Below are 13278 nucleotides of genomic sequence, written 5' to 3'. Positions count from 1 at the left end.
CGGTTCGTTACCCGGATGTAACAGCGGGTCGCGGTAATTCGATTGCGTGGCGTCGCGCGGGGTCGAGAAAGGGACCGTGCGCATCACGTTGGTGACCGAAACGTTTCGTCCTGAGGTAAATGGCGTGGCCATGACCTTGGGGCGGCTGGTCGATGGCCTGCGCGAGCGTGGTCACGTGGTGGAGGTGGTGCGGCCGCGCCAAGCCCACGAAGCGGCGGACGCCGCGGTGCCGGAGTGCGAGTGGGTGGTGCCTGGCATGCCGATCCCGTTTTATCGCAGCCTGCGGATGGGCTTGCCGGTGACGCGCCGCTTGCGCCGACGGTGGCAGAGCGCGCGACCGGACGTGGTGCACGTGGCGACGGAAGGGCCGTTGGGCGTGGCGGCGCTGCGGGCGGCGCGGTCGCTCGGTCTGCCGGTGACATCGAGTTATCACACCAATTTCCATCAATACGGCGCGCACTACGGGATCGGATTGGGGCGGTCGTTGGCGCTGTGGTGGATGCGGAGGTTTCACAACGCGACCCGACGCACACTGGTGCCGACCCGGCAGATGGTGGACGAGCTGGCGGCGGAAGGCTTTGAGCGGCTGGGCGTGCTGTCGCGGGGCGTGGATACGACCTTGTTTTCGCCGGACCGGCGGGATGACGCGCTGCGGGCGCAGTGGGGGGCGGCGCCCGAGGATGTGGTGGTGCTCTACGTCGGCCGGATGGCGGCGGAGAAAAACATCGGCCTCGTGGTGGCGGCGTTTGAAGGGATTCGCGCCCGGGTTCCGTCGGCGAAACTTGTGCTGGTCGGCGATGGTCCAGCGCGGGCGACCATCGAGGCGGCGCATCCAGATTTTCACTACGCGGGTATGCGGCGGGGCGAGGAATTGGCGGCGCACTACGCGTCTGCCGATCTGTTCCTGTTCGCGAGTGTGACCGAAACCTTTGGCAACGTGGTCACGGAAGCGATGGCGAGTGGTTTGGTGGTGCTCGGCTACGATTATGCGGCGCCACGGGAACACGTGCGGGAGGCGGAGAACGGTTACCTGGTGCCCTTCGACGACGCGGAGCGATTCAAGGCTCGCGCCGTTGAGGTGGTGACGCGTCGCGCGGACTGGCCGGAGGTGCGAGCCGCTGCTGCGCGCACCATGCGAGGTTGCACGTGGGCGGCGATCATCGATGGGTTTGCCGGGGTGCTGGGGGATGCCGCAAACGAGAACGCTGGTGCCTAAACGCGTTCAGGCATGTCGGCGATCGCCCGGCGCGCGCACTGCGGACAATAGGTGTGAGTGATGTCGGCGTCGGAGTGATTGCGAATGTAGGTTTCGACGCGGCCCCAGTAGCCCTTGTCGTCGCGGACTTTTTTGCAGCAGCAGCAAATCGGGATCATACCCTTGAGGGTTTTGACGTGAGCGAGGGCGTCCTTGAGCTCGGCCATGAGATGGAGATTTTCCAACTCCGCCTCCTTGCGGTGATGGATCTCGGTGTGGGTGCCAACGACGCGCAGTGCTTTGCCGTCTTCGGTCCAGCTCACGACTTTGCCGCGATCGAGGATCCAGCGATAGGTGCCGTCTTTGCAGCGCAGGCGATGCTCGTTTTCGTAGTAGGGCGTCTCGCCATTGAGATGGGCGTTGAGATCGGCAAAAACGCTGGCGACGTCATCGGGATGCAGGCGACTCGACCACTCTTCGACGTGGGAACCAATATCTGCCTCCTCGTAGCCCAGCATCTCTTTCCAGCGGTGCGAAAAATACACCTCATTGGTCACGGCGTTCCAGTCCCAGACGCCGTCGCGACTGCCTTGCACGGCGAAGATCCAGCTGGAGTCCCGGTGGTCGGAAGCGGCGGCGGCTTCGGTCAGGCGAGAAACGAGCTGTTCCAGGGCTACGATCCGTTGGCGTAGTTTGGTTTCGGCGGTGGGTTGTGGTCGCATAGAGCAGGCGAAATCTGCCTGCCTTCACAACGGCACGAAGGGGGATCCACTTTTGGCGGAATCCTTGCTGAATATACTTAGCGGAGACCCGTAAACCAACCGATCCCGGCAGGAGCGTTGGAAGCCCTCACCCGCGGGCCTGGGCCGGGTAGCGGCGCAGGTCGAGGGTGTGTTGGCCTTCCGGCGGGAAACTGATTTCCGGGATCCAGCGGCTCTGGCCGACGGTGTGCGGCCAATCCTCCCAGCGCGAGGCGTGGCGAACCTGCGCCTCTTTCGGCGTCGCGGGGCGGGTGTGGTAGGGCGTGCCAGTCGGATTCCAGACGTGCCAGCGCGCGGCGGACACGACGGTGAGCGTGGCGCGATCGACCCACTCGAGCAGCACCGGCGCGTGCACGGGCACGTGGGGATGCAACGACGGGTAGAGGTGGAACGCGCGGAAACGGATGCCGCAGGCGGTGGTCTCGCCAGCGGTGCGGAAAGTGCAGGGATAGCCGTTGGCGAGCAGGATGCCGCGCTCCAGCAACTCGGGATCGGAGACGGCGACCTCGATGCGATCCATACTGGAATCGACGGTGCGCGACACGGTGCCGGCGTTGGGCGACTCGCCGAGGAGCGGCCAGGCTTCGAGGGCTTGGCGGAAAACGACGTCGGCGTCGTGCGACTTCTTTTTGTCGTCCTCGTAGGTGAGTTTGAAGGCGCCGAGTGCGGGGAAACGCCACTCCCAGTAGGGTCGCAACCATTCCACATCGAAGGGAATGTCGTGGGCGGCGAGATCGGCGCAGATGGCCTGCAGGTCCTGCCAGATGAAGGACGGCAGCAGGAAGCGGTCGTGCAACTCGCCGTTCCAGCGGACAAAGCTGGCCTTGAACGGATCGCCGACGAGGCGCGCGAGCACGGCGCGCAGCAGAAGACCGTGGAGGCTGAGCGTGGAGGCGTCGGGATGGGACTCGAAGGCGCGAAATTCGACCAGGCCGAGGCGGCCGTTGGGTGCGAAAGGATTGTAGAGTTTGTCGACACTGATCTCGGCGCGGTGGGTGTTGCCCGAGCGATCCATGAGCAGGTCGCGAAAGAGCAGGTCGAACTGCGGCAGGTTGGGCGGATGGCCGAGCGACTCGGCGCCGGCGCAGGCGATTTCGAGTTCGTAGAGCGCCTCGTAGGTCGATTCGTCGATGCGCGGGGCCTGCGAGCTCGGGCCCATGTAGAGGCCCGTGAAGGCAAAACTCAGCGACGGGTGATGCTGGAAGTAGCGGATGACCGACGGCAGGAAATGGGGGAAGGCGAAGAACGGCGAATAGAGGCCGTCGGGGCCGCCGAAGACTACATGGGCGCCGCCGCCGGTTCCGGTCTCGCGGCCGTTGAACTGGAACTTACGCGCGGTGAGGCCGACTTTGGTGGCGGCGGTGTAGAGCGCCTCGAGTTGGGTGTCGTAGGCGGTCCAGTCGGGGCAGGGCGCAAGGTTGATTTCCAAGACGCCGGGATCGGAGGCGAAGCCGATGGTGGGTAGCTCCGGATCGGATGGCGGGGCATAGCCGGTGAGGGTGCAGCCGGTGAGTTTGACGGCGGCGAAGGCATCCTCGATGTGGCTGAGCAGTTCGAGGTAGGGCGCGGTGAGCAGCGGCGGCACAAACACGCTCACGGCGCCGTCGCGCAACTCGACGGTGAGGGCGCGGCGGAGGCGGCCCTCGGCGAGTTGACCGAGGGGGAGGCGCAGGCCGGCGTAACCGTCGCCGGGGAAAAGTTCGACGGCGCCGTCGAAATCGGCGCGCCAATTGTCGGTGATCCAGGTTTCGTCAACGTGGTCGAGCGGCAGGACGTAGCCGGCGGATTTGCCGCCGTTGGCGAGCGGTCGAATGGTGCGGGTGCCGACGCCGAGGGTGCGGGCGAGTTTTTGCAGGACGGCGCGGGCGTCGGCGAGGCGGTGTTTGCCGGGCTTGATGTCGCCGCGGAGACGTTTGGCGTTTTTCCAGACGGGTTTGCCGTCGGCGCGACGTTGCAGGAGCAGGGTCCAGCGCGGGAGCGGTTCACCGGGGTAGTGTTTGCCGGTGGTCTCGAGCAGGACGGCGCCGGGAAAGGTGTCGCGGATGAGGCGCAGGGCGAAGCGGCGGGCGTAGTCGAGTTTGGTGGGGCCGAGCGCGGCGGTGGCCCACTCGGCGCCCTCCGGGTGGAGCGGCACAAAGGTCGGTTCACCACCCATGGTGATGGCGACGTCGGTGCGGCGCAGGGAGGCTTCGATGGCGGAGGCGCAGGCGGAGTAAGGAGAGCTCACGATGGGAAAGGGAGAGGGCGTCGGAGGCGCTTTATGACTGTTGCTGCTGCTGGGAGGAGGCGGGGAGTTCGGTGGGTTCGACAATCACACTGACCTCGAGCGACGAGGCGACGGGATGCGGCGCGAAGTAATCGCCTTGCACGGGGTTGACGACCTCGGCCTGAGCGCCGTGGGCGACGGGCACAAAACGATCGTCGCACCAGATACCGTGGGTGGGATCGATGGCCTTCCAGCCGGCGCCGGGCAGGTAAACCTCGGCCCAAGCGTGCATGGCACCGATGGTGCGATGGTCGTCACCGTCGGGAGCGTGCATGTAGCCGCTGACAAAACGGGCGGCGAGACCGAGGGTGCGGCAGAGCTCGGTGAAGAGCACGGCGAAGTCCCGGCAGGCGCCGCCGCCGAGCTCGAGCGTCGTAAGGGAAGGTTGGATACCGCGCTCCTCGCGGCGCACGTAGGTGAGGCGCTCGTAGATGAGTTGGCTGAAGGCGGTGAGCATCTCCACGGTGTTGCGGGGACGTTCGGCGAAGTTTTGGTCGAGCCAGGCCTGCAGCGCGCGTTGGGTGTCGTCGAAGGGCGGCGCGAGGTAGGGTCCGAGAGCGAACTTCAGCTCCGGCGCGTATTCGAAAGGCGACTCGATGGCGGAGGGATCGAGGACGAAGTTGAACGGGTTGCTCTCAAGGGTCTCGACGACGGCGGTGGAGACGAGGTCGAGGTGGTCGGTGTTCTCCGGAAAACGGATGGTCCAGCGCTCGTTGTCGAGGGGGTCTTCGACGCGCGAGAGGATCGGGTCGGGCGAGATCGACAGGTCGAAGTGATGCAGGCGCTGGCGGGAGTTTTCACGCGGTCGCAGGTAGAGCAGATGGCCGGAAAGAGACACCGGTTCGGCGTAACGGTAGCGGGTCTCGTGGGTGATGCGGAGAATCATGGAGGACGTCCCGTTGGCGCGTCAGAGGGCACGCCAACGGTGAGGAGTTGATGGAGCGGCGGGCAGCAGGGATCGAGCCTAGACGGCGACGACCTCGCGCAAATCGCGGGCGAAGTTCTCGATCTCGGTCTCCTGCGTGGCCCAGCTGCACATGAGGCGGTAGCGCTCGGGGCCGAGGAAGTTGTGGAAATGCCAACCGCGGTGGTGCATGGCGGCGGCGACGGCGGGCGGCATGTCGACGAAGACGGCGTTGACCTCGGGTTCGATGAAGAGCTCCACGCCAGGAATGTCGCGCACGGCGTCGGCGAGGCGGCGGGTCATGGTGTTGGCGTGGCCGGCGTGACGCAGCCAGTTGTCGTTCTCGAGCATGCCGACCCATTGGCTGCTGAGGAAACGCATCTTGGAGGCGAGTTGGCCGGCCTGCTTGCAGCGGTAGTCAAACTCGCGGGCGAGTTCGGGGCGGAAGAACACGACGGCCTCGGAGGTGTTCATGCCGTTTTTGGTGCCGCCAAAGCTGAGCACGTCGACGCCGGCGCGCCAGGTGAAGTCGGCCGGGGTGGCGCCCTCGCGCTCGCGGAGGGCGGCGGCGGCGTTGGCGAAACGAGCGCCGTCCATGTGCACATTCAGTTGATGGGCGTGGGCGAGGGTGCAGAGGGCGTTGATCTCGGCCGTGGTGTAAACGGTGCCAAACTCGGTGGATTGGGTGAGCGAAAGCACGCGGGGCTTCGGGTAGTGAATGTCGGTGCGCTTGCGGATGATGCGCTCAACGGCGGCCGGGGTGAGTTTGCCGTGCGGGCCGGTGGCGGTGAGGATTTTGGTGCCGTTGGAAAAGAACTCGGGCGCGCCGCATTCGTCGGTCTCGACGTGGGCCACCTCGTGACAAACGACGCTGTGGTAGCTCTGGCAGAGCGAGGCGAGCACCAGGGAGTTGGCGGCGGTGCCGTTGAAGACGAAGAAGATCTCGGCGTCAGGTTTGTCGAAGACAGTGCGGATGAGGTCGCACGCGCGAGTCGTCCATTCGTCGTCGCCGTAGGACGGTTCGAAGCCGGTGTTGGCGGCTTGGAGGGCAGCCCAGGCTTCTGGGCAAATGCCGGAGGTATTGTCGCTGGCGAAATGATGGAACTCGGAGTCGGACATGACAGTAATGCTATACGGAAGCGGAGACCTTGCGGGCAAAGGCTTGCGAGCGAAAGGCGAAGAATTTTGTGGTTTGGCAAGCACCGGTGTGGTGCCTTCGCTGCGCATGATGCCACCGTCCGATGCCAGCTCCAGTTTCAGTGCGCCCAATTTGTATCTGGTGGGATTTATGGGCACCGGCAAAACGACCATCGGTCGCGCGGTGGCTCAGCGCTTGAAATACCGGCTGTTGGACAGTGACTACGAAATCGAAAAGGCGATGGGGAAAACGATCCCCGAAATCTTCGCGAACCCCGACGAAGGGGAGCCGTTCTTTCGGCAGTTGGAGCGAAATTTCATCGATGAGGGCCATCCGCCGGAAAACTGCGTGGTGGCCTGCGGCGGCGGTCTGGTGGTGCAGCCCGGCATGCTCGATCTGCTGAAGCGCAAGGGCGTGGTCGTGTGCCTGCACGCGTCGCTCGAAACGATTTTAAAGCGCACCTCGGCCAATCGGAATCGGCCGTTGCTCGATGTGGAGGATCCGATGGATCGCATCCGCGCGCTCTACAAGGAGCGGGAGCCGGTCTACAAACGGGCTGGCGCGGTCATCCTGACCGATCACCGGCCGACGAGTGACATCATCTCGCATGTCATGCGGGTGTATCGCCGCGAAGTGCCGGATTGGTTGAAGAAACAGGCCAAGGCGGCCGGGCCCCATGGCGGCTGATCGAGAGGTTCTGCGGGAGCGACTGCACGCACTCGGTTTTGACGTGGTGCGATTCGCCCGCGTGGACGGAGATAGTCCAGGGGCGGATGCGTTTGAGCGATGGTTGGATTCGGGGCATCAGGCCGACATGGCGTGGATGGAACGCTCGCGGGCGAAACGTCGCGACGTCACGCAGGTGCAGGCCGGGGCGACCACGCTGGTGATGTTGGGCGTGAATTACGCGCCGGCGCCGGCGGTGGGGGCCGCGGCGGTGCCGGCTGAGGACGGGGGCGGCACGGGCGTCTGGGCGCGTTACGCGCTGCACGACGATTACCATGACTCGATCAAACCGGGTTTGGTTGCGGCCGGGCAAGTGCTGGAGCAATGGGGCGGCATCAGCGGAGCCGACTACCGGTATTACGTCGATACCGGGCCGGTGCTGGAGCGCAGTTGGGCGGCGCGCGCCGGGGTGGGGTTTACGGGGAAAAACGCCATGCTGATTTCGCGGGAGTTTGGCAATTGGCTGTTCCTGGCGGCCATCGTGGTAGGCGGCGGCATCTTGATCGAACCCGATGCGCCCGTGAGTCGGGCGGCGGCGGATCGACCGGTGGGGACGCTTTGCGGCTCGTGCACGGCGTGTCTTGAGGCGTGTCCGACGCAGGCGCTGGTCGCGCCGGGGGAATTGGATGCGCGGCGCTGCATCTCTTATCACACGATCGAAAACCGCGGCATCATTCCGCGGGCAATGCGGCGCGGGATCGGCGATCGGCTCTATGGTTGCGACATCTGTGCGGAGGTGTGCCCGTGGAATCGGTTTGCGCAGGCCTCGAAATCGCTGCTGCTGAACCGGCGGCCGGAGCTCGCGGCGCTATCGTTGGAAGAAATCCTGACGCTGACGCCGGAGCGTTTCGCCGCCGTCTTCAAAGGCACGGCCGTGAAGCGGCTCAAGCTGCGCGGCCTGTTGCGCAACGCCTGTATCGTCGCGGCGAATACGGGAGCGTTGGCGTGCCGACCGGCGCTCTGGCGCTTGGCGGCCGAGAGTGAGTGGGCGATGGTGCGCGCCCATGCCGTCGCGGCTTTGCGGGAACTCGGCGCGACGCTCGACGAGCTGGCCGCGTTGCGCGGGCGGGAGACCGATGCCGCGGTGCTGGCGGAATTCGGTGAACCTACGCCGTGAAATAGGCGCGCATGGCCGCCATAAAATCGGCCGGCGGGCGGGTGGGTTGGCCCTTGGCGTCGACGAAGGCGTGCGTCGTCTGGGCGGTCGCTAGCAGGTCCTCGCCGCGGCGGATCTCGTAATCGATTTTGATGCGAATGCCGGGGCGGTCGCGGATCACGGCGTGGATTTCCACGTCGTCGTCATAGACCGCGGGGCGGCGGTAGCTCACCGATAGATCGAGCACGGGCAGGCGGTAGCCGGCCTGTTCCAGGTCACGGTAAGGGTAACCGTAATCGCGGAGCAATTGGGTGCGAGCGACCTCCAACCACGGCAGGTAGCTGCCATGGTAAACAATAGCCATCGCGTCGGTCTCGGCATAGCGGACGCGGATCGTAGTGCGGGATTCGAGCATGAAAGGTGGCGACGGCGCAGGACGTGTCAGGAGTCGGCGAGAGCCTCACCGAACAGCACGCGGGCCGAATGCGACCAGTTGTTGCGGCGGGCCCAGTTCCAACCGGCCTGGCCGAGGCGTTCGCGCAGGGCGCGATCGCTGATGAGTTTTTCGAAGGCGGCGGTGAGCTGCGCCGGGTGGTGGGGCGGCACCAGCAGGCCGGTCTCACCATCGGCGACGGCTTCGGCCACGCCGCCGACGGCGTGGGCGACGACGGGCAGGCCGTGGGCGGCGGCCTCGAGGTAGACCAATCCAAAGCCCTCCACGCTGTTGCCAAAGTCGATACTGGTCATGCCGAAGACGTCGGCGCGGTCGTAGATGCGGCTCAGTTCGTTGTCGGGCACATCGCCGAAGAAGCGCACCGGGAAGTCGCACTGGGCGGCGGTGCTGCGAAGGCTCTGCTCGTAGGACTCCTTGGCGGTGGAGCCCACCAGCCAATATTCGATCTGGTCGCGGAAGCGGGGCGCGAGGGCTTGGAGGGCCTGCAGGGTGATGAGCTGACCCTTGCGCGGGTGGAGCCGACCCACGGTGAGGATGACGACCTTGGGATTGGGCGCGGTGGCCGGGTGTTCCACGACAGCGAAGTCGGAACGCAGGGCGCCGGGCGTGAGCAGAATCTTGGAGCGGGCCTCGGGGAAATGGGTGTGCAACAGATCGCGGGTGTAGCCGGAGAGCACGCTGATGCGGTTGGCGTAGCCGATGAGGCGGCGGGCGAGGGGACGGATGAGCGGGTTGCGGTAAAACTTCAGCACCTCGGAGCCATGGAACGTGAGCACGAGGTGTTTGGGCCGGAAGGCATGAAAGCGCTGGAGCAACATCAGCGTGAGCATCGGCCCGGGCTCCGGCAGGTAGACGGTGGCTCGGCGTAACTCACGGCGGCGGCGGATCAATTGCCAGGCCAAGCGAAGCTGACATGTCAGGTCGTGGGTGCCCTTGAGCGGCATGCGCCAAACCCGAAACGGCCACAGGCTGGCGTCGCGCACGGTCGGGGCTTCCTGGGCCCAGACCTCGACATCGAGCCCGAGTCCCACCGATGCCTTGGCCATTTCCTCGGTGAAGGTCGCGATCCCGCCACGCTTCGGGTAAAACTCGTGCGTGATGAGATAGAGCGTCTGAGACGACAGAGGGTTAAAGGCGGGATCGGACATCGGAAACGCGGTCGCTCGAAGCGACGCGCGGAATGAAACAGCGACCGTTTACTGAAAATGGCGTAGTGAATGCAAACGCGGGTTCTGAAATTCTGTCAGCAGCGGAAAGCCGCGTCGGAATACCAACGTTTGAGTAACTTTTTGATCTCGGTCGGTCTGATGGAACGTCACAGCGTGGGTCCAAGAATTACGTTTACATTCAAAATACCGAAACCTAACTACCGAAAATCATGCCTAAAGGAGACCTCGATGGTCAGGAGGGCCACGCGGCCCCGGAGACGGCCCCCAAACCGTTCTCAATAGAAGATGAGTCGGCGCTGCGCGAATCGCTCAAGCGGTGTTCGCCCGCGACCATTGAGGCCGCGATTGCCTATCGTAAGACTCAGGAGGCCAGTCACTTACCGGCAGTGATTATCGGTGTGATCGAGCGCTTTGTGGAGCCTGATCTGCGCGCCAAGTTGAAGGAGGCCGACGACGAGCTGCGTCTCGTGGAAGACCTCGGGATCGATTCCCTGACGATGATGGAAATCGTCATTCTGGTGGAAGACGTGCTCCAGATGCAGATCAACAATGAGGATCTGCGTAACCTGCGCACCGTCGGTGACATCAAAACTTTCATTGATTGCAAAGTGCGCGGTTTGCCCCCGCCGAAGCCGACGAAGTTCCTGCCGATCGAGCAGATCGTGTCGGTTATGCCGATTCAGGCCCCGTTCCTGTTCCTCAACGAAGCCTCGATTGTGGGCAACGGCGCGCAGGGTAAGTATAAGATCACGGGGCAGGAGTTTTTCCTCCAAGGCCACTTTAAGGACAACCCGGTCATGCCGGCCTCGCTGATGCTTGAGGCCCTCGGCCAGCTCGCGGTCCTCTACTTGCTCGAGGGCACCACGCCCGAGGAAGGCAAGACGATGGATCCGTCCAAGATCTTCTTCACTTCGTGTGAAGGCGTGCGTTGCCACCGGATCTGCCGCCCGGGCGATCTGCTGTCGATGTCGGTGAAGCCGAAGCGCACCAAGATGCCGTTGGCGACCTTCGAAGGTTCCATTCGCGTGGGCCAGGAAAAGGCCGCGATGGCCGAGGAGATCACGCTCACCTTTGCTTACGTTGAATCGAAACTGGCGGCTGACGGCACCCCCATCGCGGTTGACTCCAAGGCGCCGATGACCGGCAAGAGCAACGACGACGACACCCGTCCGCCCATCGCGGCCGCGGTGAACGCCTAACCCCTCCGTGCGGGCAGAGTCGCCCGCAGTCCGGGGCCGGCGACCGGTTTAAAATGCCTGAAATCGGGTATTCCGCCGCGTTGACCCGGGCGGCGTCGCTGCCTTAGCTCATCCCCCTACGCGCTTTGGCGAAGTTCGGAGCATCGGTTCGACCGACTCCCGATGCCTGCTTCGACCAAGGTGCTGCATCAGCAAAGTATCATGGCGAAAGTATATCTCACCGGCCTGGGTGCCATCACCAGCATCGGCAACGACGCAAAAACGGTCTCGCAGAATCTGCGTGAAATGAAGCATGGGGTGGAGCTCTACCCGCCTTTTGCTGCCGCCAGTATCCCGGTGAAAGTCGCCGCCCCCGTGAAGGGCTTTGATACGGATTCGCTGGATCCCGAGGACTGGATCTATCCCGAACGCTACCGGGTGCGGCGCGAATACCTGCGCAGCATGGGACCGCATGGCCTCTACAGCTACTGCGCGATGACCCAGGCGATCGAGGATGCAGGTCTGTCGCCGGAGGATGTGTCCAACGACGATACGGGTCTGTTCGGAGCCTCGGCGGGTTCACCCAATTTTCTGACCTACTACGTGCGTCGCATGCACGAAATGGGCGTCATGCGCTGCTCGCCGCTGGGCATCGTTGCCTCCATTGCGGGCACGGTGCAGTTCAACCTGGTGGCGCACTTTAAGATCAAAGGCGCTTCGACCGGTTTCGCGTCGGCCTGCGCTTCGTCTTCCCACGCGCTGGGTTACGCCTACGACGAGATCATGCTCGGCCGCCAAAAGCGCATGTTTGTGGTCGGCGCCGAGGACGGCAACGTGGAGACGATCCTGCCGTTTGCCGGCATGCGGGCGCTCTCCATGAGCAACGATCCGAACAGCGCCTCACGTCCGTTTGACAAAGGCCGCGACGGGTTTGTGGGCACTGGCGGCGCGACGGTGCTGGTCCTCGAAAGCGAAGACGAGGTCATGCGCCGCGGCGTGGTGCCGTATTGCGAGGTGGCCGGGTGGGGCCAGGCCTCCGACGGTCACAACGTTGCCATTTCCCATCCCGAGGGCACCGGCTTGGCCAACGCCCTGACTCGCGCGCTCAAGCACTCCGGCGTCGCGCCGGAGGATGTGGACTACATCAACGCCCACGCCACTTCGACGCCCATCGGCGACATCTCCGAAGGCAAGGCGATCCGCACCGTCTTTGGCCCGTCGGGCGCGCGTCCGGCGATCAGTTCAACCAAGGCGCTTACCGGTCACGGTCTGTCGCTGGCCGGCGCGATGGAGACCGGGTTCTGCGCGCTCGCATTGCGCGAGGGATTTATCCCGGGATCGGCTCACATCACCGAAATCGATCCGGCCGTGGCCGATCTCAACATCGTGCGCGAAACCGTGGCCGAGCGGCCCCAGGTGGTGATCAACAACAGCAGTGGTTTTGGTGGGGCCAATGTCGCCATCGTGCTGCGCGCTGTGCCTTCAGCGAGCTGAGGTCCGTTCCTTCGCCCGTAATCGACTCTGGCGCTGCCTGCCCCGTCCTCCGTATCTCGCTCCATGCCGTCCTCGACCTCCAGCCCCGTATTTATCACCGGGGCGTCTGCAGGCATCGGGGCGGCGATTGCCCGGCTGGCACTCGCTCAGGGCGCAGAAGTGTGGGGCACAGCCCGATCGGAGGCGCGTCTCGCCGAGTTGGCGGAGCATGAGCGCTTCCACCCCGTGGTGCTCGATCTTGATGACGCCGTCGGCGCGTTGAGCGCCTATCGCGAGGCAGCGGTGGCCGCGGGCGGATTTGCGGTGGTGATCAACAACGCGGGTTACGGCACCTTGGGCTCCTTTGCGGAGGTCGAGTTCGCGGTCTGGCGACAGCAGCTCAACGCCATGCTGGTGAACACTGCCGCGCTCGCGCAGGCCCAGTTGGCCGATCTGCGCCGTCGAGCTCAGGGTGGGGTGCTGGTGAATGTCGCCTCGCTGGCGACCGAGTTCCCGTTGCCCTACATGACCGGCTACAACATCGCCAAAGCCGGACTGAGTGCATTGAGCGAGAGTTTGCTGATTGAAACGCGGCACACGGGAGTCAGCGTAATCGATTTCCGACCCGGCGATTTTCGCACGGGTTTTAACCAATCCATGCAACGCCCCACCCACTCCGCCGACCCCGCTGCGACCGCCGACCAGGAGGCCGCGTGGAACGCGCTGGAGGCCAACCTGAATGCGGCCCCGCCCCCGGAACGAGCGGCCCGCGATCTGTGGCGCGCGATCGAGCGACGCCATCGTGGCATGCTGCGATCGGGGGATTGGTTCCAGACGGTGCTTGCGCCGCTTTTCCAACGGTTGGTGCCGACGGCGCTGGCCCGCGCCGTGCGCTGGCGCTACTTCGGACTCCGCTAA

At 64.7% G+C, this 13278-nt stretch carries 12 protein-coding genes; 6 read left to right on the top strand and 6 right to left on the bottom strand.

From position 1 onward, the window contains the following. The first annotated feature begins 76 nt into the window (after nucleotides 1-76). The gene (locus K1X11_RS03975) at nucleotides 77-1216 is read left to right on the top strand and encodes a glycosyltransferase family 4 protein (protein WP_221032981.1); all 1140 of its coding nucleotides are present in this window, start codon (nucleotides 77-79) and stop codon (nucleotides 1214-1216) included. Here K1X11_RS03975 and K1X11_RS03970 read toward each other — a convergent pair. The 4 genes from K1X11_RS03970 to K1X11_RS03955 all read right to left on the bottom strand — a co-directional run bounded on the left by K1X11_RS03970 (nucleotide 1213) and on the right by K1X11_RS03955 (nucleotide 6245). After that, nucleotides 1213-1917 (bottom strand): PAS domain-containing protein, encoded by a 705-nt coding sequence (locus tag K1X11_RS03970; protein ID WP_221032980.1) that lies wholly within the window; start codon nucleotides 1915-1917, stop codon nucleotides 1213-1215. The genes K1X11_RS03975 and K1X11_RS03970 overlap by 4 nt on opposite strands. 127 nt (nucleotides 1918-2044) lie before the next feature. After that, nucleotides 2045-4183, bottom strand: coding sequence for a transglutaminase family protein (locus K1X11_RS03965; RefSeq protein ID WP_221032979.1), 2139 nt, complete (start codon nucleotides 4181-4183; stop codon nucleotides 2045-2047). Nucleotides 4184-4214: 31 nt separating this feature from the next. Next, complete coding sequence (locus tag K1X11_RS03960; protein ID WP_221032978.1) at nucleotides 4215-5108, bottom strand: transglutaminase family protein; 894 nt, start codon at nucleotides 5106-5108, stop codon at nucleotides 4215-4217. 78 nt (nucleotides 5109-5186) lie between these two features. Beyond that, entirely contained in the window at nucleotides 5187-6245 is a 1059-nt protein-coding gene (locus K1X11_RS03955; protein WP_221032977.1) for a threonine aldolase family protein, read from the bottom strand. Between the two features lie 106 nt (nucleotides 6246-6351). On the opposite strand from K1X11_RS03955, the gene K1X11_RS03950 reads away from it, so the two are divergent. Both K1X11_RS03950 and queG read left to right on the top strand, forming a co-directional pair. Next, complete coding sequence (locus K1X11_RS03950; RefSeq protein WP_225919700.1) at nucleotides 6352-6951, top strand: shikimate kinase; 600 nt, start codon at nucleotides 6352-6354, stop codon at nucleotides 6949-6951. Continuing rightward, nucleotides 6941-8107, top strand: coding sequence for a tRNA epoxyqueuosine(34) reductase QueG (gene queG, locus K1X11_RS03945; RefSeq protein WP_221032976.1), 1167 nt, complete (start codon nucleotides 6941-6943; stop codon nucleotides 8105-8107). The genes K1X11_RS03950 and queG overlap by 11 nt, the downstream gene beginning before the upstream one ends. On the opposite strand, the gene K1X11_RS03940 is transcribed toward queG, so the two are convergent. Next, nucleotides 8097-8501 (bottom strand): acyl-CoA thioesterase, encoded by a 405-nt coding sequence (locus tag K1X11_RS03940; protein WP_221032975.1) that lies wholly within the window; start codon nucleotides 8499-8501, stop codon nucleotides 8097-8099. The two genes, queG and K1X11_RS03940, sit on opposite strands and share 11 nt — an antisense overlap. Nucleotides 8502-8527: 26 nt before the next feature. Next, nucleotides 8528-9688, bottom strand: coding sequence for a glycosyltransferase family 4 protein (locus K1X11_RS03935; protein WP_221032974.1), 1161 nt, complete (start codon nucleotides 9686-9688; stop codon nucleotides 8528-8530). Nucleotides 9689-9918: 230 nt separating this feature from the next. Here K1X11_RS03935 and K1X11_RS03930 point away from each other — a divergent pair, with 230 nt between their 5' ends. The 3 genes from K1X11_RS03930 to K1X11_RS03920 all read left to right on the top strand — a co-directional run bounded on the left by K1X11_RS03930 (nucleotide 9919) and on the right by K1X11_RS03920 (nucleotide 13278). Beyond that, nucleotides 9919-10908: an ApeI family dehydratase gene (locus tag K1X11_RS03930; RefSeq protein ID WP_225919699.1), complete on the top strand. Its 990-nt coding sequence runs from the start codon at nucleotides 9919-9921 to the stop codon at nucleotides 10906-10908. A 162-nt stretch (nucleotides 10909-11070) separates the two neighbouring features. After that, nucleotides 11071-12381, top strand: a complete 1311-nt coding sequence (locus K1X11_RS03925; RefSeq protein WP_225919698.1) for a beta-ketoacyl-[acyl-carrier-protein] synthase family protein — start codon at nucleotides 11071-11073, stop codon at nucleotides 12379-12381. Nucleotides 12382-12444: 63 nt separating this feature from the next. Continuing rightward, nucleotides 12445-13278 carry an SDR family NAD(P)-dependent oxidoreductase gene (locus K1X11_RS03920; protein WP_221032973.1) on the top strand — a complete coding sequence of 278 codons (834 nt, stop codon included), beginning with the start codon at nucleotides 12445-12447 and terminating at the stop codon, nucleotides 13276-13278.

Source organism: Actomonas aquatica, assembly GCF_019679435.2.
GTDB lineage: Bacteria > Verrucomicrobiota > Verrucomicrobiia > Opitutales > Opitutaceae > Actomonas > Actomonas aquatica.
This window is presented reverse-complemented; position numbering and strand designations above follow the sequence as displayed.

Excerpts from the sequence above, each read along its gene's own strand:
- K1X11_RS03970 (WP_221032980.1), bottom strand. The coding sequence starts at position 1,917 with ATGCGACCACAACCCACCGCCGAAACCAAACTACGCCAACGGATCGTA.
- K1X11_RS03960 (WP_221032978.1), bottom strand. The coding sequence starts at position 5,108 with ATGATTCTCCGCATCACCCACGAGACCCGCTACCGTTACGCCGAACCG.
- K1X11_RS03955 (WP_221032977.1), bottom strand. The coding sequence starts at position 6,245 with ATGTCCGACTCCGAGTTCCATCATTTCGCCAGCGACAATACCTCCGGC.
- K1X11_RS03950 (WP_225919700.1), top strand. The coding sequence starts at position 6,352 with ATGATGCCACCGTCCGATGCCAGCTCCAGTTTCAGTGCGCCCAATTTG.
- queG (WP_221032976.1), top strand. The coding sequence starts at position 6,941 with ATGGCGGCTGATCGAGAGGTTCTGCGGGAGCGACTGCACGCACTCGGT.
- K1X11_RS03940 (WP_221032975.1), bottom strand. The coding sequence starts at position 8,501 with ATGCTCGAATCCCGCACTACGATCCGCGTCCGCTATGCCGAGACCGAC.
- K1X11_RS03935 (WP_221032974.1), bottom strand. The coding sequence starts at position 9,688 with ATGTCCGATCCCGCCTTTAACCCTCTGTCGTCTCAGACGCTCTATCTC.
- K1X11_RS03930 (WP_225919699.1), top strand. The coding sequence starts at position 9,919 with ATGCCTAAAGGAGACCTCGATGGTCAGGAGGGCCACGCGGCCCCGGAG.
- K1X11_RS03925 (WP_225919698.1), top strand. The coding sequence starts at position 11,071 with ATGCCTGCTTCGACCAAGGTGCTGCATCAGCAAAGTATCATGGCGAAA.
- K1X11_RS03920 (WP_221032973.1), top strand. The coding sequence starts at position 12,445 with ATGCCGTCCTCGACCTCCAGCCCCGTATTTATCACCGGGGCGTCTGCA.